The organism is Sphingosinithalassobacter sp. CS137, assembly GCF_014334115.1.
Classification (GTDB): Bacteria; Pseudomonadota; Alphaproteobacteria; order Sphingomonadales; family Sphingomonadaceae; genus Sphingomonas.
In genome coordinates, this window is record NZ_CP060494.1 from 33,052 (window position 1) to 55,881 (window position 22,830).

Genomic DNA, 22,830 nt, shown 5'->3' on the forward strand with positions numbered 1-22,830 from the left:
CCTGCCGACGTCGGCCGAAGTGCGCTCCGAGGCGCGTTGACGCTGGGGCCTGACACCGGTAGCAACCTCTGGCGACCGGAGTACGGCGGGCGGCGACAGGCGGCGAATAGTGCGCGGCGCGGGTATTGATTGCGGGGTTGAGTAGAATGGTCACGGGGTCGGTCGAACAGATGGCGGCTGAGGACAAGGCGCGCAGCGCCGAGTCGATCGCGCGCGCGTTTCTGGCGGCCCGCGCGGCGGGGCGTCCGCTGTCGGACTATCCGGGGCCGATGCCCCGGGATTTCGATGACGCCTATCGCATCCAGGCAAGTGCGATCGCGCTCTCCGGCCAGCCGGTGGGCGGCTGGAAGGTCGGACGCGTTCCCGATGCGCTGGTGGAGACGTTCGGCAGCAATCGTCTTGCCGGGCCGATCTTCGCCGACGCGATACGCGCCGGGGGCGAGGCGGTGCCCGAGATGGCCGTGTTCGAAGGCGGCTTCGGCGCGGTGGAGGCGGAGTATCTGCTGCGCCTCGGCGCGATCGGCGAGGCGCCGGAGGGCGGCTGGACCAACGCTGCGGCGGCAACATGCATCGACGAGATCCGCATCGGTATCGAGATCGCGAGTTCGCCCTTTCCGGGGATCAACGACCATGGACCGGCGGTGACCGTTTCCGATTTCGGCAACAACCATGGGCTGGTGCTGGGCGACGTTCTGCCGCGCGACTGCGATTTTCTGAATTGGCCGCTGGCACTGACGATCAACGGTGCGGAAGCGGGAACCGGCACTGCGGCGGAAATGCTCGACGGTCCCTTCGGCGCGGTCCGATTTCTGCTCGAAACGGCGGCGGAACGCGGCCTGCCGGTGGCGCCGGGGCAATGGATTTCCACCGGCGCAGTGACCGGTGTTCACCGAGTCGCGATCGGCGACCGAGTGGAGGCGCGCTTCGGTGCGGAACGCACCGTGGCCTGTACGATAGGCAAGGTACGACAGAACTGACCGGCAAACGGTCGCGTCGCGGGGAGAGGAAGACGATGACGGATACACGGGAGGCGATGATCGCCGGGGCCACGCGGCGCGTGGGGCGCTATCGCTGGGTCATCGTCGGGCTGCTCTTCACCGCGACCGTCATCAATTACATCGATCGCCAGATGATCGGACTGCTCAAGCCCACGCTGATGGCCGATCCGACGCTCGCGATGGACGAGCGCGCCTATGCCGACATCATCGTCTGGTTCACCATCGCCTATGCGGCGGGCTATCTCGTCTTCGGCAAGGTGGTCGACGCGATCGGCGCGCGGCTGGGCTATGCCGCCGCTGTGGTGATCTGGACGATCGCCCATGTCGCGCACGGCGGCGCCTACACCGTCGCCCAGTTCGCGATCGCGCGCTTCGGCCTGGGCGTGGGCGAGAGCGGCAATTTTCCGGCCGGCGTGAAATCGGTCGCCAACTGGTTTCCGCAGAGGGAGCGCGCCTTCGCGATCGGCATCTTCAATGCCGGAACGAATGTGGGTGCGATCGCGACACCGTTCCTCGTCTTCTGGCTGATGGGCGGGCTGGGGATGAGCTGGCGCATGGTCTTCGTCGTCACCGGCATCTTCGGCGTGCTGTGGCTGATCGCCTGGCTCGCCATCTATCGCGACGATCCGGCGACACACCCGCGCGTCGAGGCGGACGAGCTGGCGCACATCCAGTCCGACCCGGCCGATCCGGACGTCAAGACGCCCGGCCTGTGGGTGCGGCTGCTGGCGCAGAAGGAAACCTGGGCCTTCGCGCTGGGCAAGTTCTTCATCGATCCCGTGTGGTGGTTCTATCTCTTCTGGCTGCCCGGCTATCTGGGCGACCGCTACGATCTCGACCTCACTACCTGGACGACCGCGACCGCGGTGATCGCGCTGGGCGCGATCTATCTGATCTCGGACGTGGGCAGTATCGCGGGCGGCTGGCTTTCGGGCAAGTTCATCAGCATGGGCATGACCGCGAACAAGGCGCGCAAGCTGACCATGCTGGTGTGCGCCTTTGCCGTGCTGCCGGTGATGTTCGCGACCGCGGTCGACAATCTGTGGGTCAGCGTGGTCATCATCGGCGTGGCCGCGGCGGCGCACCAGGGCTTTTCGGCCAACCTCTTCACGGTCCCGTCTGACACCTATCCGCGCTTCGCAGTGGGTGCGGTGATCGGGATCGGCGGGACGCTGGGCGGGATCGGCGGGGCGCTGAGCTCAAAGCTGACCGGCTATTTCCTCGCCAACGAGACCTACACGCCGCTCTTCATCCTGGCCGGCGGCGCCTATTTCGCGGCGCTGCTGTGCATCCATCTGCTCTCGCCGCGGCTCGAGCGAGTCGAGCGGTTTCGCGAGACGACTCCCTGGGCGGTGCTGGTCGCGATCTGCGCCGGGCTAGTCGGTGTGATCCTCTTCCTCGCGTCGAGCGCGCTTACCGAAGGGCCGGGTGCCTGCTATCCGGTGTGGGCCGGTCCGTTCGGCGACGCCGCCTGCCTGACGCCGCCGGTCTATTGGGGCGCGATCGTCGCTTTCCTTGCGGTGGCCGTCGCCGGCGTGCTGGTGAACGCGCTGGGCGGCCGCCGCCGGAGCGGATCCTGAAAAGCAAGGAGAGCCCTTCGTCCATGCCGCGCCCGCTGAACCGCAATCCCGACCGGCAATTCCCGTCAGAGGCGCATGGCCGCGGCATGGCCGCCGTGCCTGCGACCGGGCGCGTCAACCAGCCCGTCCGGCGGGCCCATGCATTCGACGCGGCGGCGGGCGCTCTGGCGTCCGCCGTCGCCTGACCCCCGAACCACAGGAGCATTCCATGGCCGATCCCGCCTCGATCTTCCGCGACAATTTCTATGCCACGCATCCGGACATGATGGAGTGCGTGAGCAACGAAGAGCTGCGCGACCGCTATCTGATCCGGAATCTGTTCGAGCCGGGCAAATGCGTGCTCGCCTATACCCATGCCGATCGCATGGTGATCGGCGGGGTCGCGGTGAGCGGCGGTTCGGTGAAGCTGCCCGAGCAGAGCGATCCGCCCTCGGCCGCCGGCAAGCCCTTCCTCGAGCGCCGCGAGCTGGCGGTGGTCAACGTCAGCGACGCGCAGGGCACGGTCGAGGTCGACGGCACCTCCTATACGCTCGGCAACAAGGACTGCCTGTATGTGACGATGGGCGCGCAGAACGTCACCTTCGCGGGTGAGGGCGCACGCTTCTATCTCGTGTCGTGCCCCGCGCATCAGGCGTTCGAGACCCGCAAGCTGGGCATCGCCGACGCCAATGCGCTCGAAAGGGGGAGCCTCAAGGAATCGAACGAGCGGACGATCTATCAGCTCGTGATCCCCGGCATCTGCGAAAGCGCGCAGCTGGTGATGGGCCTGACCGTGCTGAAGGAAGGCAGCGTGTGGAACACCATGCCGCCGCACGTCCATGAGCGCCGCAGCGAGATCTATTTCTATTTCGAGCTCGACAATGTCGACGCCGATCGCGTGATGCACTTCATGGGGCAGGGCGAGGCGACCCGGCACATCGTGATGCAGAACGAGGAAGCCGTGATCTCGCCACCCTGGTCCATCCACATGGGCGCGGGCACCAAATCCTATGCCTTCATCTGGGCGATGGCGGGCGAGAACCAGGATTATACCGACATGAGCGTGCTGGATATCTGCCAGCTGGCGTAGAACATCCCCTCCCGTGGAGCGGGAGGGGCGGGGGAGGGCCTGCACCTCCCCGCCGGCCCGCCGCCCGCGGACGAACCCTCCCCCTGGCCTTTCCCGCAGCCGGGAGGGAGACTGGAGCGATCGCATGACCAATCCCTTCGATCTCACAGACCGCGTGGCGGTCGTCACCGGCGCGAACACCGGCATCGGCCAGGGCATCGCGCTGGCGCTCGCCGCCGCGGGGGCGGATGTCGCTGCCGTCGGGCGAACCCCGGCGGAAGAGACGGTGACGAAGGCACGCGCGCTCGGCCGCCGGGCCGAGATCATCACCGCCGATCTCTCGACGATCGAGCCTGTGGACAGGATTGTGGACGAAGCCGTGGAAAAGCTCGGCGGACTCGACATCCTGGTCAACAACGCCGGCATCATCCGCCGCAACGACAGCCTCGACTTCACCGAGGAGGATTGGGACGCAGTAATGGACACCAACCTGAAATCGGTGTTCTTTCTGTGCCAGGCGACGGCGCGCCACATGGTGGAGAAGGGCGGCGGCAAGATCGTCAACATCGCGTCGATGCTCACCTTTCAGGGCGGCATTCGCGTGCCGAGCTATACGGCGTCCAAATCCGGAATCGGCGGGCTGACCAAGCTGCTCGCCAACGAATGGGCGGCCAAGGGCATCAATGTGAATGCGATCGCGCCCGGCTATATCGCCACCAACAACACCGCGGCGCTGCAGGCGGACGAGAGGCGCAACCGCCAGATCGTCGAGCGTATTCCGGCGGGCCGCTGGGGCGATCCTGCCGACATGGGAGGCGCGGCGGTGTTCCTCGCCTCCGCCGCTTCGGACTATGTGCAGGGCCATATCCTCGCAGTCGACGGCGGCTGGCTGGCGCGGTGACGAGAGGGCTTCGACAGCGCCGCCCGAACCGGGCAGGATGCGGACATGACTGATCTGGTCGCCTTCGGCGAACTGCTGCTGCGGCTTTCCGCGCCGGGACGCGAGCTGTTGCTGCAATCGAACCGGCTCGACGTGCAGGTGGGCGGCGCCGAGGCGAATGTCGCCGTCGGCCTGGCGCACCTCGGCCATGCCACTCGGATGGTGAGCGCGGTGCCCGGCAATCCGCTGGGCCGGGCGGCCGTGGCGGCGCTGGGTGCGGCGGGCGTCGACACGCGCGGCGTGATCGAGCGCGACGGGCGGATGGGGCTTTATTTCCTCTCTCCCGGTGCCGGGCTGCGTGCGGCGGATATCGTCTATGATCGCGCCGGATCGAGTTTTGCGACGGCGCCCGAGGATGCGTTCGACTGGCGGACGCTGCTTTCGGGCGCGAAGCGGCTTCACCTTTCGGGGATCACCCCGGCGCTGGGTCCGGGAAGCGCCGCCGCCGCGATCATCGCCGCCGAGATGGCGCGCGAACTGGGCGTCGCGGTGTCGTTCGACGGCAATTATCGCGCGCGTCTGTGGGAGGTGTGGGACAGCGACCCGCGCACGATCCTGCGGCGGCTGGTCGGGCAGGCGGACATCCTGTTCGGCAACCATCGCGACATCGCGCTGCTGCTGGGACGGGAATTCAGCGGCGACGGGCCGGACCGGAGGCGCGAGGCGGCCGAGGCGGCATTCGACGCCTTTCCGAAACTCCAGGCGATCGCCTCGACCGCGCGCCATCCCGAGGATGCCGACCGGCACCGCATCTCGGCGCGGATCGACACGCGCGACGGCGCGCATCAGAGCGAGGAGGTCGTAATTTCCGGCATCGTCGACCGGATCGGCGGCGGCGATGCCTTTGCAGCGGGCGTGCTGCACGCGCTGCTCGACGGCGGCGATCCCGAGCGCGCGATGCACGAAGGGCTGGCCCTCACATGCCTCAAGCATTCGCTTCCCGGAGATGCGAGCCGGTTCCGCCGCGAGGATCTCGCGGCGTTCCTCGCCGGCGGATTCGATGTCCGGCGCTGAGCTGAACCGACGGGCACTGCTCTGGTCGGCCGCGGCGGCGGCATGCGTTCCCGCTGCCTCGCTGGCGCGGCAGGCCGCTCCGGTGACGGCGGCACCTGCGGGAGTATTCGAAGGCACGCGCGACGGCGATGTCCATGCCTATCGCGGCATCCGCTATGGCCGGGCCGAGCGGTTTCGCGCGCCCGTCGCCGTGGCGCGCCCGGGCGAACGGGTTCGGGCGAGGGAATTCGGCCCCGTGTGTCCGCAGCGCGGCGCGCGATATCTGCCGCAATCCGAGGACTGCCTGTTCCTCAACATCTGGGCGCCCGCGGATGCGGCCGCCGCGCCGCGGCCGGTGCTCGTCTATTTCCATGGCGGCGCCTATTCGACCGGCAGCGTCACCGATCCGCTGAACGACGGCGCAGTGTTGGCGCGTGAGACGGGCGCGGTCGTGGTGACGGTCAATCACCGGCTCAACGCCTTCGGCTATCTCTATCTTGCCCGGCTCGATCCGCGCTTTCGCGACAGCGGCAATGCGGGGCAGCTCGATCTGATCCTCGCGCTGAAGTGGATCCGCGACAACATCGCCGCATTCGGCGGCGATCCGGCATGCGTGACCCCGTTCGGCCAGTCGGGCGGGGGCGCCAAGATCGCGACGCTGATGGGGATGCCCGCCGCGCGCGGCCTTTTCCATCGCGCGATGACGATGAGCGGGCAGCAAGTGACGGCATCCGGGCCGCTCAACGCGACCGAGCGGACGCGGGCATATCTCGCGCGCCTCGGCGTGGCGGAGGGCGATTTCGACGCGCTGCTGGCCGCGCCGTCCGAGGCACTGGTGGAGGCGCTCGATGCCGTCGATCCGATCCTGGGCGGCGGCGTCTATTTCGGGCCAGTGCTCGACATGCAATGGCTGGTCCGCCACCCCTTCTGGCCCGACGCCCATCCGCAGTCGAACCACATTCCGATGATCCTGGGCAACACCCACGACGAGACGCGCGCCTTCATCGGCCCCGATTCGGCAGTGATGCAGGGACTGGACTGGGGCAATATCGCCGAGCGGCTGGGGCCGCAGCTGCGCGTCGACATTCTCCCCGAATGGGTGGTGGCGCAATATCGCCAGCGCTTTCCGCAGGATGGGCCGCGCGAGCTGTTCTGGCGCGCGACGACCGCCGCGCGCAGCTGGCGCGGGCAAGTCGAGGAGGCGGATGCACGGGCGCGTGCGGGCGCGGAGGCGACCTGGGTCTATCAGCTCGATTTTCCGTCGCAGACCGAGCCCGAGCGCGGTGCCTTTCACACCCACGACATTCCGCTGGTATTCGGCACGCTGGGTGCGGAAGGATCGCAGACGGGCACCGGCGCGGCTGCGCGCCGGGTGAGTCGCGAAATGATGACGGCTTTCGCGCAGTTCGCGCGAACGGGCAGGGCGCCCTGGCGGCGCTACACGCTGCCCGACCGGCCGACGATGATCTTCGACACGCGCTCGCGCGTCGAGCAGGATCCGCGCCAATGGGAACGCGAACTGTTCGCGCGGGTGCCCTATGTCCAGCCGGGCACATGAGCGCGTGAGGGACGTGTGCGATCGTGCACAGTCCCCACTCCACAAGCGGGGCACCCGGTGCTAACGGCCCGCGATGGCCACCGACATCAGCAAGATCCGCAACTTCAGCATCATCGCGCACATTGATCACGGCAAGTCGACGCTTGCCGATCGGCTGATCCAGCGCACCGGCGGACTGACCGACCGGGAAATGAGCGCGCAGGTGCTCGACAATATGGATATCGAGCGTGAGCGCGGCATCACGATCAAGTCGCAGACGGTGCGGCTCGAATGGAAGGGCCATGTCCTCAACCTGATGGACACGCCGGGCCATGTCGACTTCGCCTATGAAGTGTCGCGCAGCCTGGCGGCGTGCGAAGGCGCGCTGCTGGTGGTCGATGCGGCCCAGGGCGTCGAGGCGCAGACTCTGGCCAACGTCTATCAGTCGATCGAGCACGACCACGAGATTATCCCGGTCATCAACAAGATCGACCTGCCCGCCGCCGAGCCGGAGAAGGTGAAGGCCGAGATCGAGGACATCATCGGTCTCGACGCCTCGAACGCCGTGCTGGCGAGCGCGAAGGCGGGGATCGGCATCGAGGAAGTGCTCGACGCGATCGTCGAGCGCATTCCGGCGCCGACCGGCGATCCCGAAGCGCCGCTCAAGGCGATGCTGGTCGACAGCTGGTACGATCCGTATCTGGGCGTGATGATCCTGGTCCGCGTGATGGAAGGCACGCTGAAGAAGGGCCAGCAGGTCAAGTTCATGCAGGCGGGCACCACCCATCTGATCGATCGGGTGGGCTGCTTCCGCCCCAAGATCGAGCAGCTGAGCGAGCTGGGCCCGGGCGAGATCGGCTTCATCACCGCGCAGATCAAGGAAGTGGCGCAGACCGCGGTGGGCGATACCATCACCGACGCCAAGAAGCCGACCGACAAGGCGGTTCCGGGCTTCAAGGAAGTGCAGCCGGTGGTATTCTGCGGCCTCTTCCCCGTCGATGCCAATGATTTCGAGAAGCTGCGCGAATCGATCCACAAGCTGCGGCTGAACGACGCCTCCTTCTCGTTCGAGATGGAGACCTCCGCCGCGCTGGGCTTCGGTTTCCGCTGCGGCTTTCTGGGGCTGCTCCATCTGGAGATCATCCAGGAGCGGCTGACGCGCGAATACGACCTCGATCTCATCACGACCGCGCCCTCGGTGGTCTATCAGCTCCAGCTCACAAAGGCTGCGGGCGAGGCCGAGGCGAAGACGATCGAGCTCCACAATCCCGCCGACATGCCGGATCCCAACCGGATCGACGAAATCCGCGAGCCGTGGATCAAGGCAGTGATCTACGTCCCCGACGAGTATCTGGGACCGATCCTCAAGCTGTGCCAGGACCGGCGCGGCATCCAGAAGGACCTGACCTATGTCGGCGGGCGTGCGCAGATCACCTATGAGCTGCCGCTCAACGAAGTGGTGTTCGATTTCTACGATCGGCTGAAATCGATCAGCCGCGGCTATGCCAGTTTCGACTATGAGCAGATCGGCCTGCGCGAAGGCGATCTGGTGAAGATGAACCTGCTGGTCAACAACGAGCCGGTCGACGCGCTGAGCATGATCGTCCACCGCGAGGCGGCCGAGGCGCGCGGGCGGCACATGTGCGAGCGGCTGAAGGACCTGATCCCGCGCCACCTGTTCAAGATCCCGATCCAGGCGGCGATCGGCGGCAAGGTGATCGCGCGCGAGACGATCGCCGCGCTGCGCAAGGACGTGACCGCGAAATGCTATGGCGGCGACATCAGTCGCAAGCGCAAGCTTCTGGACAAGCAGAAGGAAGGCAAGAAGCGCATGCGCGAATATGGCAGCGTGCAGATCCCGCAGGAGGCGTTCATCGCGGCGCTGCGGATGGGCGACGACAACTGACGCACGGCGCTTCCGCAATCGGGAAGTGTCCGGGTAGTAATTGCTAGCGATTCGCATTAACGCGCCGCTCGATTGGAGATGGCGCGATGATGCTCGAGATACCCGAAGTTCTGTCGAAGGATGGAGTGCGCGAGCTGCGCGCGCTGATCGACGCGGGCGAATGGGTGGACGGCAACGAGACGTCGGGCCACCAGTCGCGGCTGGCCAAGCGCAACGCGCAGCTTGCCGAGGGAAGCGAGGCGGCGGCCGAGGCCGGGCGGCGCGTGCTGGCGGCGCTGAGCCGGACGCCGCGCTTCATCGCCGCCGCGCTGCCGCTCAAGGTGTTTCCGCCCCTGTTCAATCGCTATCAGGGCGGCGAGGCGTTCGGCGATCATGTCGACAATGCCGTCCGCCAGCTGCGCGGGACCGAATTCCGCATCCGCAGCGATCTTTCGTGCACGCTCTTCCTGGCCGAGCCGGAGGACTATGACGGCGGCGAGCTGGTGGTGCAGGGGCTGTTCGGCGAACAGCGGGTGAAGCTGCCGGCGGGGCATGCGATCCTCTATCCCGCGTCGAGCCTGCACCAGGTGACGCCGGTGACGCGCGGGGCGCGGGTCGCCAGTTTCTTCTGGCTGCAGAGCATGGTGCGCGAGAATGAAGCGCGCGAGCAGCTCTTCCGGCTCGACACGACGATCCAGACGCTTTCCGCCGAGCGCGGCGGGACCGACGCGGCGGTGCTCGAGCTGACCAACCTCTACCACAATCTGCTGCGGCGGTGGGCGGACGCCTGAGGGCGGGAGGCGGATGCCACGGAGCCGAGCCGCGTTGATCCCGCGCACTGTTTTTTGCGAATGGTTCTCAGTCTTCTTGACAAAGTGAGAACGACTCGCAATAGCGCCGCTACAAGAACTCACCAGAATGACAAGGGGGGCCATCCATGGCTGATACGCGTTCGTCCGCTTCGCGCGGCGGCAGCTTCGTTGCACTTTCCTGCGTCGGTTTCGTCGCATCCTTTGCGACGCCCGCCGCGGCGCAGGATCGCCAGGAGGAGCCGACCCGGCTCGAGGGCGTGACGGTGCGCGACACGGCGGTGCAGGACGGCTATCGCGTCGAGGCGGTTTCCTCGCCCAAGGCGACCGCGCCGCTGGTCGATACGCCGCGCATCATCAACGTCATCACCAACGAAGTGCTGGAGGATACCGCGTCGTTCAGCTTCGAAGAGGCGCTGCGCACCGTTCCCGGCATCACGCTGGGCGCGGGCGAGGGCGGGGTGGCCAGCGCGGACATTCCGCTGATCCGCGGCGTCGACGCGACCGGCGACACCTATGTCGACGGCGCGCGCGACGTGGGATCGCAGGCGCGCGAAGTGTTCGCGGTCGAGCGGATCGAAGTCTTCAAGGGCCCCAATTCGGCATTTGGCGGCCGCGGCGCAGCGGGCGGCGCGATCAACATTGTCAGCAAGCTGCCGCGCGCGGAGACGTTCGTCTCCGGCCAGGCGACGGTCGGCACCGACGATTTCTACCGCGTGACGGTGGACGCCAATGCGATGCTGACGGGCGATCTCGGCGTCCGCGTCGCGGCGCTGTGGCACGATGCCGAGGTGCCGGGCCGCGATTCGGTGTACAATGATCGCTGGGGCGTGGCGCCGTCGATCAGCTGGGGCGTGGGTGGCCGCGCCACGGCGACGCTGTCCTACTATCACTACGAGAGCGACGGCATCCCCGACTATGGCATCCCGCTCACCTCGCGCGGGCAGCTTTCGGGCGAACGGCGCGCGCCGGCCGACGTCGACTACGACAATTTCTACGGTCTGCTGGCCCGCGATTTCCAGCGCACGAAGGTCGATTCGGCGACCTTCCTGTTCGAAGGCGATCTGGGCGGCGGCATCGTCCTGTCGAACACCACCCGCTATTCGTTCGCGCGCAACAACTACATCGTCACCAATCCCGACGACAGCGCCGGCAACGTCGCGAACGGGCTGGTCTGGCGCGCAGTGAAGAGCCGCAACTCGACCAACGAGGCGATCGTCAGCAACACCAACCTCGCCAGCGTGTTCGATACCGGCGGCATCGGCCACAGCATCGCCGTGGGCGTAGAGTTCAGCGTCGCCGACAGCTTCAACCGCAGCTATTCGGTCGACACCGGCAACCGCGCCTGCCCGGCGGCGGACATCGCGCTCAACAACTGCACCGACCTGCAGAACCCCGATCCGAGCGATCCGTGGAACGGCACGGTCACGCCGAGCACGAGCCCCTCCAGCGCGAGCGCCGAGGACATCAGCCTCTATGCGTTCGACACGATCACGATCACGCCGTCGCTGCTGCTGAACGGCGGCGTGCGCTGGACCGATTACAGCGCCAGCGGCTCCGGATCGGGTCGCGGCGGCTCCTATTCCGCGTCGAACGAAGGCAGCTTCTGGACGTGGCAGGGTGCGGTGATCTTCAAGCCGACCCCGAACACGAGCCTCTATGCCTCCTATGCCGACTCGGCGAACCCGCCCGGAAGCGACGTCGGCGAGGGATCGAACAATATCGGCACCAGCAACGGCGATTATGAGCCGCAGCGTACCGAGAATTTCGAGATCGGTGCCAAGGCCGAGCTGTTCAACGGCGGGCTGCTGCTCAGCGCCGCGGCGTTCCGCGCCGAGCGGAACAACATCATCGACAATGATCCGATCGCGGGGCCGATCACCGTCGCCGACAGCGCGCGGCTCCAGGGCGTCGAGCTGGGCGCCAGCGGCCGAGTGGGCGCGCTGTCGGTGGTCGCCGGCTACACGCTGGTCGACAGCGAGATCCGCGACGGATCGGCGAACGAGGGCAATGCGCTGCCGAACACTCCGCGGCACAATTTCGCGGTTACCGCGAATTACGACGTGACGCCGCGGTTCAGCATCGGCGGCGGTGCCTATGGCGCGTCGGAGCGCTATGCCGACACGGCGAACCTGATCCGCGCCGACGGCTATGTGCGGTTCGACGCGAACGCGGCCTATCAGATCAACGATCATCTGGGCGTGCGCGTCAACGTGCAGAATGTGGGCGACGAGCGCTACATCACCAAGCTGCGCAACCCGCATTTCGCGGTGCCCGCGGCCGGGCGCCAGGCGCTGCTGACGCTTTCCGCCCGCTATTGAGGAAGTGTGCGATTGACTCGCAGTAGCGGCCCTGCAAGGAGCGCGATCGGTGTTCAGTCATGCGGATCACGACCTTGTATCGCCGCCGGCGATCGCGACGGAAGCGCCCGGTGCGCTTCCGCCCGCGACTGAAGGCCGGCCCGGTACGCCGCCCGCCGCGCGTTTCGCGACCGGCGGCGGCTATCGCCCGAAGCGGTTCAATCTCACCGCGCTGGTGGTCGTCGCCGGCATCCACGCGGCGCTCGGCGCGGCGCTGCTGACGATGCGAATGGAGCTGCCGCAGGCGGTGACGCCGCAGGATCTCGAGCTGTTCGACATCGCGACCCCGCCGCCGCCGCCCGAGACGCCTCCGCCGCCCGAGCCGGTGGTGGAGCAGCAGGTCGCGCCGGTCGTCGCTCCGCCGCCGCTGGTGCGCACGCCGCAGCCCGCGCCGCAAGTGGTGACCGCGCCCGAGCCTGCGCCGTTCGTGCAGCGTGCGCCGGCGGTCCAGCTCGCCAGCGCCCCCGCGGCGCCCGCGCCTGCACCGGCGCCCGCTCCCGCGCCCGCGCCCGTGACGCCGCCCGATTTCCGCGCGGCGCAGCTCAACAATCCGGGTCCGGCCTATCCCTATCTCGCGCGCCGTGCGCGGGAGGAAGGCGTGGTGCTACTGCGCGTCCGCGTGACCGAGGAGGGACACGCGGGCAGCGTCGAGGTGGCCGAATCGAGCGGCTCGTTGCGGCTCGACCAGGCGGCGCTCGCGACGGTGCGGCGCTGGCGCTTCGTGCCCGCGCGCCAGGCGGGCCGCCCGGTCAGCGCCTGGGTGACGGTGCCGGTGACTTTCTCGCTCGATTGAGGCGGGCGGGAGCGCACCAGCGCGCCGCCGTCCGTCGCGTCAGAAGCTGTATTTCGCCGAGAATTCCGCGCGGTCGAGCCGGCCGGTGACGCCCGAGACCAGCTCGCGCTCGCCGTGGCGGAATTCGATGCCGAGATCGAACTGCCGGATCGGCGAGTAGAACAGGTTCGCCGACGCGCTCCAGACGGTCTTGTTGGCGCCCGCCACGGCAAGGCCTGCCGGAGTGTCGATCGTCTGCGCACTGCCCATGAAGGTCGAGCGCAGCTGGTCGGTCCAGCCGAGGCGGAGCGCCGCGAAGCCCGCGGTGAGCGCGACGGGCTCGAGCTGCAGCGAACTGCCGCGCACCAGCACTGCGTCGGGCGCGAGGTTCAGGCCGACATAGCGGCCGATGCCGCTGCCATGCGTGACCATGAAGCGCAGATCGTGCCGCCCGCGCGCATCGAGCGCGAGCTTGCCCGCGGCCGACACGCCCCAGCCGAATGCCGAATCCTCCTGCGCGCCGAGATCGACGGTGAGGGTGCGCGCGAGCCCGGCGAGCGACAGCTCGGACCTCCCGAGCGCGAGGTTGAGCCGGGCGGTGAGGTCGGGCATCCGATCGGTGTCGTTCTCGATCACCGTCGCGGAGCCGGCATCGGCAGTGGTCGCCGCCGGGTTTTCCGCCGCGACCGACAGGGTGAGGCCGCGCGCGACGGCCTGCGTGTAGCGCAGCTGCGTCTGGCGCGCGAAGACGGTGCCCTCGCTCGGCCCGAGATAGTCAGTCGTCTCCGGAAGCGCCGCGACATATTGGAAGTTCGACCATTCCTGGCCGATCAGAAAATCGTCATAGGTGATGAACGCGCGGCGCAGCGCCGGATTATAGGCATTCGTCACGCGCTGGTTGCCGACACCCGGCGAGGACTGGAAATCGACTTCCAGCAGGCCTTTCAGCACATGGCCGGCGACCGGCGTGGTCGCGCTGACCGCGATCCGGGTCTGCTTGACGTTGGCGCGATAGGAAGGGCCTTCGCTCAGCCCCGCCACGGGGATCGTTCCCGGGACGTAGAAGTCATGCCCGCTCGACGTCGACGGCAGCGGACCGTCGGAATAATGGCTGACCGAGGCATAGGTCTTGAAGAAGCCGTTGATCCGCACGCTGGGGCCGTCCGCCGCCTGCCGGGCAGGTGCCGGGACCGGAGCGGGGGCGGGAACGGCAGCCGCGACCTCGACCGCGACCGGCTGTGACGCGGCGGGCGCCGAGGCGACGGCCACCTGCGCGGCGGTCCGCGTCCGTTCGAGTTCGGCGCGAAGCTCGACCACGGCGGCCTCAAGCGACTTCAGCCGTGCCTCGAGCTCGGATTCGCGCGCCGTCTGTGCCTGGGCGGGAAGGGCGGCGAAGGCGCTGAGCGCCGTGGCGGCGAGCAGGGCGCGCCGCAGGGAATTGCTGATCATGTGAAAAACTCCTGGCGCGTCGGCGCGGCGTTCAGAAACTGGCCCAGTCGCCACTGGCGGCGGCACGCGCGCGCGGCTCCGGCCGGACGAGGATCGGCGCTGCGACGGGCCGGCTGCGGACGACCGGCGCACTGGCGCGGCCGCTGTCGGTGCGGAATCGGGCGGCGCTTTCGCTGAGTGCGGCGACTTCGCTGGCCAGGTTACGGGCTGCCGCCGAGGTTTCCTCGACCATGGCGGCATTCTGCTGAGTCGACGTGTCCATCGTGCCGATCGCGACGGTTATCTCGCTGATCGTCGCCGACTGCGCCTGATTGTCGCTGGCCATGGTCGAGACGAGTTCATGGACCTGCTCGACGCTGCCCATGATGTTGGCCAGCGCCGAATCGACTTCCTGCACGGCCTGGACCGCGGCGGCGATATCGGTCTGTGTGGCGGTGAGTTCCTCGCGCGCCCGGCGCGCTTCCTCTTCGGAGCGCATGGCGAGGGCGGAAACGAGATCGGCGACGACCGCGAAGCCACGCCCCGCCTCTCCGGCGCGCCCGGCCTCGACCGCCGCGTTCATCGCGAGCACGCGCGTCTGGAACGCGATCTTGTCGAGTCCTTCGATCACGCTGTCGATGCCCTGCGCGCCGCCGGCGACCCGGCCCATGGCGCCGACCGCATCGTCGGCCGTCCTGCGCCCGGCGCCGACGACGGCCTTGGCTTCGCCGGTCTGCCCGACGGTCCGCTCGGCGGCGGTCGCGGTCGCGCGGAGGCGGCCTTCCATCTGCGTGAGCGCGGCGGAGCTCTGCTCGAGGCTCGCGGCGTTCGCTTCGGTACGGCGGGCGAGGTCGTCGGACGCTTGGGCGATCTCGTGCGATCCGGTGCGGATCGCATGCGCGGAATGGGCCAGGCCGGCGATCAGATCGCGAAGATTGCCGATCGCGGTGTTGTAGTTCGCCTTGAGCGCCGCATAGGAATCGGGGAAGGCGACATCGATCTCGGCAGTGAGGTCGCCGTCCGAAACGCTGGCGAGCCGCTGCGAGAGCGTATCGACCACGAAGCTCTGTTCGGCGTCGGCCTTGGCCTTTTCGGCCTCCGCCTTCGCCTTGGCGATCGCATTGTCGCGGAAGACGCTCAGGCCCTTGGCCATGTCGCCCACTTCGTCGCCGCGATCGAGGCCGGGAATGGCGGCTTGCGTGTCGCCGTCGGCGAGCGTGCGCATCCGAGCGGCAAGCGCTGCCACCGGGCGCGAAATCGAGCGGCTGAGGAACCAGTTGAGCGTGCCGACCGCCAGGATGATCGCGAGCACGATCGACCCCTGGAGCAGTGCCGCCGACCAGACCGCCGCCCGGATATCGTCGACATAGACGCCCGAGCCGACGATCCAGCCCCAGGGCGCGAAGCCCTTCACGAACGAGATTTTCGGCTGGGCCTCCTCCACTCCGGGCTTGGGCCAGTTATAGTCGACGAAGCCTTCGCCGTCGGCGCGGACGACGGCGACCATCTCGCGGAACACGTAGTTTCCATCGGCATCGGTCGTCCCGCCGATGTCAGTACCATCCATTTCCGGCTTGATCGGATGCATCACCATCCGGGGATGCATGTCGTTGATCCAGAAATAGTCGTTGCTGCCGTAGCGCATCGCCTTCACGGCAGCGAGCGCCGCGGCCTGCGCCTCGGCGCGAGTCAGCGTGCCCGCAGCTTCGAGCTTTTGATAATGGTCGATCGTGCTGTGCGCGATCTCGACGGTCTTCTGCGTGCGATCCGCAATGTCCGCACGCATCACGGCGTTCAAGCGAAACAGCGAAAGCGCCAGCACGAGGACAAGCCCGACCAGCGCTGCCAAGCTGACCAGGTTGAGGCGACCGCCGATCTTCAGGTTCCGCATGATAACTCCTAGCTCTCCCGGAGTTATAGGGGATCGGCGCCATCCGCAGACTTCCCTAGGTGCTTTACCGGGGTCCCGGCGGACGGCGATGCAGCTGCGGATCGGTTGCGCGGGCCACTCCTTTTCCCGCTTCGGGATGCAGGCGGCGTGCGCGCCTTGCCCGCGTGCGACGGCTCCTTCATACCCCGAGGGCCCGCGACTCCGGCGCGGGCGGGGCGCAGCGCCCCGATTCAGTGGAGGGGCGCATGAATCTCATCCCGGACGTGGCATTGGCCGAAAACGCCAGCCAGCGGCTGCCGTGCGTGGTGGTGCTCGACGGTTCCTCGTCGATGGCGCAGAACAATGCGATCGGCGCGCTGAACGACGGGCTGAGGCTGCTCGAGGAGGATCTGAAGGCGGACGACGTCGCGCGCCAGCGGGTCCGCATCCTGGTGTTGCGCGTCGGTGCGCCGCAGGACGTCGAAGTCGTCACCGACTGGACCGACGCGATCGAATTCGAAGCGCCGGAGATCGAAGCGAACGGCATGACGCCGCTGGGTGCGGGCGTGCGCCGCGCGCTCGACGAGATCGAGGCGGAGAAGGCGCGCTATCGCGAACACGGCATCCCCTATAACCGGCCCTGGCTGTTCGTGCTGACCGATGGCGAACCGACCGATCCCGACTGGGAAAGCGCGGCCGACGCGTGTCGCGCCGCCGAGGAAGCGGGACGCGTGAGCGTGTTCTGCGTCGGCGTGGGCGAGGCCAACATGGCCAAGCTGGGCCGGTTTTCTCCACGCCAGCCGCTCGGGCTGAAGGGACTGGCGTTTCGCGAGTTCTTCCTCTGGCTCAGCCGCTCGGCACGGGCTGGGTCGAAGTCGGCGGTATCCGATGCGATCCAGATGGCGGCGCCGTCCGACTGGGCGGTGGTGCCGGGCCGGAGCGGGTGATGGCACAGACCGCGACCTGGCGGATGGCGGGAACGTCGGTCGCGGGGGCGCGCCATGCCGAAGCAGGCGAGCCGGGGCAAGACCGTCATCGGCTGCATGCCACGCGATCGGGCGCACTGATCGCAGTCGCGTCGGACGGAGCGGGATCGGCGGCGCGCGGCGCCGAGGGCGCGGCGATGCTGTGCGAGCGGATCGTCGCGCGGCTCGAACTCTATTTCGATGCCGGCTTCGTGAAACCGTGCTCGCGTGCGACGCTGACCGGCGCGTGCCGAGCCGTGCGGCGCGCTGTGGGCGAGGCGCGCGCGGCTGTGGCGGCTGCCGGCGCCGACGAGGGGCTTGAGCTTGCGGCGTTCCACGCGACGCTGGTTGGCGCGGTGATGCTGCCCAACGGAGGCGGATTGTTCTTCCACATCGGCGACGGCGCGGCGCTGGCGATCGGCGCGGAAGGCGCGCGCTGGCAGCTTTCGCCGCCGAGCAACGGCGAATATGCCGACACCACCTATTTCTTCACCGACGCCGACTGGCGGCGGCACCTGCGCTTCTCGCTGATCGGCGCCGGATTCGACACGATCTTCGTGATGACCGACGGCGTGACCGAGCTGGCGCTGGTGCAGCGCGACGGCGTGCACGAACCGTTCATGCCGTTTTTCGAGCCGATCGGACGCTATCTGGCGGCGGCGGGTCGCGAGGAGGGGGAGCAGGCGCTTTCGGCGACGCTCGACAGCAGCGCGGCGCGCGCGCGCACGCCGGACGACAAGACCCTGTTGTGGGCGCGGGCGGCGGGGCCATGAACGCGGTCTTCCTCGGCAGCGGCGCGCGCCGGACGCTCCTGCCGCTCGGCAAGCTGCTCGGCGAGGGGGCCTCGGGAAAGGTCTATGCGCTGCCCGACATGCCGGGGTTCGCGGCAAAGCTGTATCATGGCGAGAAAGAGTGCCGCCGCCACGAGGCGAAGATCGACTGCATGCTCGCCAGCCGGCCCCATCTGCCTCCGGCGGTGCACGACGGAATCCGCTATCCGCAGATCGCCTGGCCGGAGGCGAAGCTCCACGACCATGCCGGCCGGTTCGTCGGTTTTCTGATGCCGGAGATCGATTTCCGGCGCTCGACCAGCCTGGTGAACATTCTCCAGAAGAACAGCCGGCGGATCGAGAAGATCTCCGAATATTACGGCTATCGCGTGCTGGTCGCGCGCAATCTGGCGTCGGTGTTCGCCGAGCTGCACCGCGCAGGCCATCACATGATCGACATGAAGCCGGCCAATCTGCGCTTCTACCCGGCGGTGAGCTGGATGGCGGTGGTGGATACCGACGGCTTCAGCATCGCGGGCAGCTCCGGCCGCATGCCCGCCGACCAGCTTTCGGACGACTATATCGCGCCGGAAAGCTGGCAGAGGCGCCCCGCCGCACTGGGCGAGGCGCAGGACCTGTTCGCGCTGGCGGTCATCATCTTCCAGCTGCTCGACAATGGCGTGCATCCCTTCGCCGGGACGGATAGCCGGGCCGGACCGCAAGCGACCGATCTGCAGACGCGGATTCTGGAAGGGCTATACCCCTATGCGGTGCAGCCCCCCGCCGGGGTCTCTCCCGCCGCAGCCAGCATCCACAGGATGTTCCGGCGCGCGACGCGGACATTGTTCGACCGTGCCTTCCTGCCGGGCGCTGTCCGGCCAAGCGCGGCGGAGTGGCGCGACCACCTCGACGAACTGATGACTCACCTCGTGCCCTGCCGCGCCAAGCCGGCCGAACATGCGCATTTCGGCGTGGGATGCGGCTTTTGCGCGCACGAAGCCCGGCTCGACGCGGCACGCCAGTCGGCGATTCGCCGGCCGCCCCGGGAAGCGGTTCGGAGGCGGATTCCAGCCGGGTCGCGCGTACCGGCGCGGCGGACGGCGCCGATGCCGAGGCAGCGCGCGGTTCGGCGCGTTCGGCCCCGCAGGAGCGGCGGTGCGCGCTGGCTGGTGTTTTCGGCGGCGACGCTGGCGGCAGTGCTGCTGTACCTGCCCGAAGATCTGCGCCGCGAATGGCTGCCGCCGAGTGGCGCGGTGCGCGTGGCGAATGCGGCGCCTGCCGGCTTCGGCGCTGCCGATCCGCCAATCGAGATGTTCGCCGATGCGCGCGCCTATCTGGTCCTGCCGGATGCGGGAGGCCGCCCCGTCGCGTTGCGCAACGGCCCGGGCAGCGAATTTGCGCTCGATGGCGAGCTCGTGCTCCAGGACGAGCTGACCGGCCAGGGGCGCGGCTATGCGCAGGACGGCGCGCCCTGGATCCGGGTCACGCGTGCGCGCGACGGGGCAGCGGGGTTCGTTCCGGAAGGGGCGCTGCTCCAGCGCGCGGGCCGAGGGGACCGGATCGCCAGCACCGGGGTTTGCGACGCGCTGCCCAGCGATCACGATCGCCTGGCCTGCCGCGACCCCGATGTCGCCGCCAGCGAACGCATGCTGGAACAGCGCTTCCGCATGCTGATCGATGCCGCGGAGGGACGCGATTTGAGCTTTCTGGACGAAAGCCGCCGCCTCTGGGACGCGGAGCGCGCCAGTTGCAGTGGGCGTGACGATCAGGTCGCCTGCCGCCGCAGCGCCGCCGTCAGCTATCGTGCCGCCCTGGACGCCACGGAATCGGTGCTGCGCGCCGGGGCGCTGCCGAACAGCGCCGATGCGGTCCCGCCGCTTTCGTTCGCGCCGCTGCAGTGACGCGAGCGCGGAACCGGGGCGCCGCTCGTGCGTCGGCGAACCATCGCCGGCGGATGGCCGGCGTGCCGAGGAGGACAGCGGGAATGGCGGAGAACACGACCGAAAGTGCCGGCAGCAAGGCAGGCGCCGCGACGAAGAACGCAGGCGAGCAGATGAATGCGGCAGGCGAGGCCCTGTCCGACAGCGGAGCGCAGCTCGGCCTCAAGATGCTCGACCAGGCGGAGACCAACACGGCCGAAGCGTTCAAGGCAATGCGCGCCGCGGCGCAGGCCAATGATCTCGCCGAAGTGATGCGCATCCAGTCGGAATATCTGCGCGAACAGGGCAGCCGATCGGTAAGCCAGGCGCGCGAGATCGGTGAGCTGATCGCCGATTTCGGGCGCAATGCGATGGGCCGGATGAGCGGACGGCGCTGAACCGTCAGGGTGAGCGCAAGGCGGCGGCGATCCGGGCATAGTCGGGATCGTCCGCCGCGGGCGCGATCCGCGCCACGAGCGCCTGATAGGCAGAGAGCAGCGCATGCCCCTGCGCGGTCAGGCAGGCGCCCCCGCCGCGCACGGTTTCGACCAGCGGCTCGGCGAAGCAGCGGTTGCACGTATCGACCAGCAGCCACGCGCGCCGATAGCTCATTCCCGTCGCGCGCGCGGCTGCCGAGATCGATCCCGTGGCGGCGATCGCCTCGAGCAGCGCCGCCTTGCCCGGGCCCAGCGCGATTTCGTCGCCGGCCATGATCTGGATCTTCAGCTTCAGTCGTGCGGCTGCCATGGCGCTTCTCCTTCGCGCCCACCTGTATACAGCGAAACATAGGCTGGCTAAGGGCGAACCGTTTCAGCCGGGAGCCCGCAGCCGATGCCATACCCGTCGTTCATCGCCGTTCCAGCGACGATCCGCGCGTGAACCTCCGCTGGAGTCTCTGGATCGCGGCCGGGCTGTCCGCGGGTCTTGCCGCGCTGTTTCTCCTGTTGCGTCCGCACGCGGCACCCGAGCCGCCGCTGGTACTCGCCGCCGCCAGTCTGCAGGAAGCGATGGAGGAGGCGGCCGATGCATGGTCGGCGCGGGGCCATGCACGGCCCAGGCTGAGCTTCGCCGGCACGTCGGCGCTGGCGCGGCAGATTGCCGCGGGCGCTCCCGCCGATCTGTTCGCAGCCGCCGACGAAGCCTGGATGGATGATCTGGAGGCGCGCAGCCTGCTGGCGGCGGGCACGCGCGCACCATTGCTCGGCAACCGGCTGGTGCTGGTGGCGCCACGCGACAGTTGCGTGCGGGTCGATCCGGCTCCGGGCGCGCCGATCGTGACGGCGCTAGGCGGCGGGCGGCTGGCGATCGCGGAGCCCGAGGCCGTTCCCGCCGGGCGCTATGGCAAGGCGGCGCTCAAGGCGCTCGGCCTATGGAATGCAGTCAAGGACCGGCTGGCGCGCGCCGAGAATGTTCGCGCGGCGCTGGCGCTGGTCGAGCGTGGCGCGGCACCGCTCGGAATTGTCTATGCGACCGACGCGGCGGCATCGCGGCAGGTGCGTGTCGTCGGCGTGTTCCCCGAGGCGAGCCATCCGCCGATCCGCTATCCGCTCGCCCGGCTCCGTACATCCGACAAGGCGGAGGCGGAGGCATTTCGCCGCTTCCTGCTCTCGCCCGAGGCGCGCGCCATTTTCGCGCGCCGGGGATTCGAGGCGCCGTGATGCTGACGCCCGCCGAATGGCAGATCGTCGCCTTGTCGCTGCAAGTCGGCGGCGCGGCGGTGGCCGTTACTCTGCCGATCGCGTTCGGGCTCGCATGGCTGCTCGCGCGGGGCAGCTTTCCGGGAAAGGTGTTGCTCGACGGGCTGATCCATCTGCCGCTGGTGCTGCCGCCGGTGGTGACCGGCTGGCTGCTGCTGCTGCTGTTCGCGCCGGCAGGGCCGGTCGGCGGGCTGCTGGAGGCGTGGTTCGGAACGACCGTGCTGTTCCGCTGGACCGGCGCCGCGATCGCTGCCGCCGTGATGGCACTGCCGCTCATGGTGCGCGCGATGCGGCTTTCGATCGAGGCAGTCGACCGGCGGTTGGAGCAGGCGGCGCAGACGCTGGGCGCGGGGCGCCGCCGCGTGTTCCTGAGCGTCACGCTGCCGCTTGCGCTGCCCGGCGTGGTCGCCGCTGCGGTGCTGGGGTTCGCGCGGGCGCTGGGCGAGTTCGGCGCGACCATCACCTTCGTTTCGAACGTGCCGGGGCAGACGCAGACGCTGCCGCTTGCCATCTATTCGGCGCTCCAGCTTCCCGAAGGCGAAGCGCAGGTGCTGCGGCTCGCCGCGGTCTCGGTGCTGCTGGCGCTCGGTGCGCTGGTCGCGTCGGAGATGATTGCGCGGCGGGCGGGCCGGGGGCTCCATGTCCTTTGACATCGACATCGAGAAGCGGCTGGGCGACCGCACCATCGCCTGCCGCATCGCAGGCGGGGCCGGGCTGACGGTGTTGTTCGGGCCCTCGGGCGCGGGCAAGACGAGCGTGCTCAACATGGTGGCCGGACTGGTGATGCCGGACCGGGGCCATGTGCGGGTGAGCGGACGGGCGCTGTTCGACAGCCGGGCCGGACTGTCACTCCGGCCCGAGGCGCGCCGCGCCGGCTATGTGTTTCAGGAGCCGCGGCTGTTTCCGCATCTCCGGGTGCGCGACAATCTGTTGTTCGGGGCCGGGCGGGGTGCGGGGACTCTGGGCCTCGACGAGACGCTCGCCTTTCTGGGTATCGGTTCTCTGGTCGACCGCTGGCCGCGGACGCTCTCCGGGGGCGAGGCGCGCCGCGTCGCCATCGGGCGGGCGCTGCTCTCGGCTCCCGACTTCCTGCTGCTCGACGAGCCGCTCTCGTCGCTCGATCGCGCGCGGCGCGAGGAGATCATGGCAGTGATCGAGCGGCTCCGCGACGAACTGGCGCTCCCGATCCTGATGGTGACTCACGACGCCGGCGAAGCCGACCGGCTGGGAACGCGAGTGATCGAGATGGAATAACGGCC

The 22,830-nt window shown here is 68.7% G+C and carries 21 protein-coding genes; 18 read left to right on the forward strand and 3 right to left on the reverse strand.

Features of this window, described 5'->3' with window-relative positions:
- Positions 1 to 146 precede the first annotated feature (146 nt).
- The 11 genes from H7V21_RS00170 (at position 147) to H7V21_RS00220 (ending at position 12,943) form a co-directional block, all read left to right on the forward strand.
- A complete protein-coding gene (locus H7V21_RS00170) occupies positions 147 to 977 on the forward strand; it encodes a 2-keto-4-pentenoate hydratase (RefSeq protein ID WP_262503927.1) in 831 nt (276 codons plus the stop codon).
- 35 nt (positions 978 to 1,012) lie between these two features.
- Positions 1,013 to 2,578 (forward strand): MFS transporter, encoded by a 1,566-nt coding sequence (locus tag H7V21_RS00175; protein ID WP_188054654.1) that lies wholly within the window; start codon positions 1,013 to 1,015, stop codon positions 2,576 to 2,578.
- 23 nt (positions 2,579 to 2,601) lie between these two features.
- Positions 2,602 to 2,763, forward strand: coding sequence for a hypothetical protein (locus H7V21_RS00180; RefSeq protein WP_188054655.1), 162 nt, complete (start codon positions 2,602 to 2,604; stop codon positions 2,761 to 2,763).
- A gap of 23 nt (positions 2,764 to 2,786) precedes the next feature.
- Positions 2,787 to 3,647: a 5-dehydro-4-deoxy-D-glucuronate isomerase gene (gene kduI / locus H7V21_RS00185; protein ID WP_410482665.1), complete on the forward strand. Its 861-nt coding sequence runs from the start codon at positions 2,787 to 2,789 to the stop codon at positions 3,645 to 3,647.
- A gap of 124 nt (positions 3,648 to 3,771) precedes the next feature.
- Positions 3,772 to 4,527 carry a 2-dehydro-3-deoxy-D-gluconate 5-dehydrogenase KduD gene (gene kduD / locus H7V21_RS00190; protein ID WP_188054656.1) on the forward strand — a complete coding sequence of 252 codons (756 nt, stop codon included), beginning with the start codon at positions 3,772 to 3,774 and terminating at the stop codon, positions 4,525 to 4,527.
- Positions 4,528 to 4,572: 45 nt separating this feature from the next.
- Positions 4,573 to 5,580: a sugar kinase gene (locus H7V21_RS00195; RefSeq protein ID WP_188054657.1), complete on the forward strand. Its 1,008-nt coding sequence runs from the start codon at positions 4,573 to 4,575 to the stop codon at positions 5,578 to 5,580.
- Positions 5,567 to 7,117, forward strand: coding sequence for a carboxylesterase/lipase family protein (locus H7V21_RS00200; protein WP_188054658.1), 1,551 nt, complete (start codon positions 5,567 to 5,569; stop codon positions 7,115 to 7,117). The genes H7V21_RS00195 and H7V21_RS00200 overlap by 14 nt, the downstream gene beginning before the upstream one ends.
- 73 nt (positions 7,118 to 7,190) lie before the next feature.
- On the forward strand, positions 7,191 to 9,002 hold the full coding sequence (gene lepA / locus H7V21_RS00205) for a translation elongation factor 4 (protein ID WP_188054659.1): 1,812 nt from the start codon (positions 7,191 to 7,193) through the stop codon (positions 9,000 to 9,002).
- Between the two features lie 86 nt (positions 9,003 to 9,088).
- Complete coding sequence (locus H7V21_RS00210) at positions 9,089 to 9,772, forward strand: Fe2+-dependent dioxygenase (protein WP_188054660.1); 684 nt, start codon at positions 9,089 to 9,091, stop codon at positions 9,770 to 9,772.
- A 146-nt stretch (positions 9,773 to 9,918) separates the two neighbouring features.
- Positions 9,919 to 12,111 carry a TonB-dependent receptor gene (locus H7V21_RS00215; RefSeq protein WP_188054661.1) on the forward strand — a complete coding sequence of 731 codons (2,193 nt, stop codon included), beginning with the start codon at positions 9,919 to 9,921 and terminating at the stop codon, positions 12,109 to 12,111.
- A gap of 49 nt (positions 12,112 to 12,160) precedes the next feature.
- A complete protein-coding gene (locus H7V21_RS00220) occupies positions 12,161 to 12,943 on the forward strand; it encodes an energy transducer TonB (protein ID WP_262503928.1) in 783 nt (260 codons plus the stop codon).
- A 39-nt stretch (positions 12,944 to 12,982) separates the two neighbouring features.
- Here H7V21_RS00220 and H7V21_RS00225 read toward each other — a convergent pair whose 3' ends face one another.
- Both H7V21_RS00225 and H7V21_RS00230 read right to left on the reverse strand, forming a co-directional pair.
- Positions 12,983 to 14,371 (reverse strand): DcaP family trimeric outer membrane transporter, encoded by a 1,389-nt coding sequence (locus H7V21_RS00225; protein ID WP_223177037.1) that lies wholly within the window; start codon positions 14,369 to 14,371, stop codon positions 12,983 to 12,985.
- 31 nt (positions 14,372 to 14,402) lie between these two features.
- A complete protein-coding gene (locus tag H7V21_RS00230; RefSeq protein ID WP_188054662.1) occupies positions 14,403 to 16,241 on the reverse strand; it encodes a methyl-accepting chemotaxis protein in 1,839 nt (612 codons plus the stop codon).
- 245 nt (positions 16,242 to 16,486) lie between these two features.
- Between H7V21_RS00230 and H7V21_RS00235 the strand changes: the two genes are divergently transcribed.
- The 4 genes from H7V21_RS00235 (at position 16,487) to H7V21_RS00250 (ending at position 20,272) form a co-directional block, all read left to right on the forward strand.
- Complete coding sequence (locus H7V21_RS00235) at positions 16,487 to 17,167, forward strand: vWA domain-containing protein (protein ID WP_188054663.1); 681 nt, start codon at positions 16,487 to 16,489, stop codon at positions 17,165 to 17,167.
- Positions 17,167 to 17,958, forward strand: a complete 792-nt coding sequence (locus tag H7V21_RS00240) for a PP2C family serine/threonine-protein phosphatase (RefSeq protein WP_188054664.1) — start codon at positions 17,167 to 17,169, stop codon at positions 17,956 to 17,958. Before H7V21_RS00235 ends, H7V21_RS00240 begins: the two co-directional genes overlap by 1 nt.
- Positions 17,955 to 19,856 (forward strand): hypothetical protein, encoded by a 1,902-nt coding sequence (locus tag H7V21_RS00245; protein WP_188054665.1) that lies wholly within the window; start codon positions 17,955 to 17,957, stop codon positions 19,854 to 19,856. The genes H7V21_RS00240 and H7V21_RS00245 overlap by 4 nt, the downstream gene beginning before the upstream one ends.
- 83 nt (positions 19,857 to 19,939) lie before the next feature.
- Entirely contained in the window at positions 19,940 to 20,272 is a 333-nt protein-coding gene (locus H7V21_RS00250) for a phasin family protein (protein ID WP_188054666.1), read from the forward strand.
- A gap of 4 nt (positions 20,273 to 20,276) precedes the next feature.
- Here the strand turns inward: H7V21_RS00250 and H7V21_RS00255 are convergent, their stop codons facing one another.
- Positions 20,277 to 20,621 (reverse strand): winged helix-turn-helix domain-containing protein, encoded by a 345-nt coding sequence (locus H7V21_RS00255; protein ID WP_188054667.1) that lies wholly within the window; start codon positions 20,619 to 20,621, stop codon positions 20,277 to 20,279.
- Between the two features lie 128 nt (positions 20,622 to 20,749).
- Between H7V21_RS00255 and modA the strand changes: the two genes are divergently transcribed.
- From modA to H7V21_RS00270, 3 genes are read left to right on the forward strand one after another with little or no spacing between them, the layout of a single operon-like run.
- Positions 20,750 to 21,532: a molybdate ABC transporter substrate-binding protein gene (gene modA / locus H7V21_RS00260; RefSeq protein WP_410482666.1), complete on the forward strand. Its 783-nt coding sequence runs from the start codon at positions 20,750 to 20,752 to the stop codon at positions 21,530 to 21,532.
- Positions 21,532 to 22,221, forward strand: coding sequence for a molybdate ABC transporter permease subunit (modB, locus tag H7V21_RS00265; protein WP_188054668.1), 690 nt, complete (start codon positions 21,532 to 21,534; stop codon positions 22,219 to 22,221). Before modA ends, modB begins: the two co-directional genes overlap by 1 nt.
- Positions 22,211 to 22,825, forward strand: a complete 615-nt coding sequence (locus tag H7V21_RS00270; RefSeq protein WP_188054669.1) for an ATP-binding cassette domain-containing protein — start codon at positions 22,211 to 22,213, stop codon at positions 22,823 to 22,825. Before modB ends, H7V21_RS00270 begins: the two co-directional genes overlap by 11 nt.
- The last annotated feature ends 5 nt before the right edge of the window (positions 22,826 to 22,830 follow it).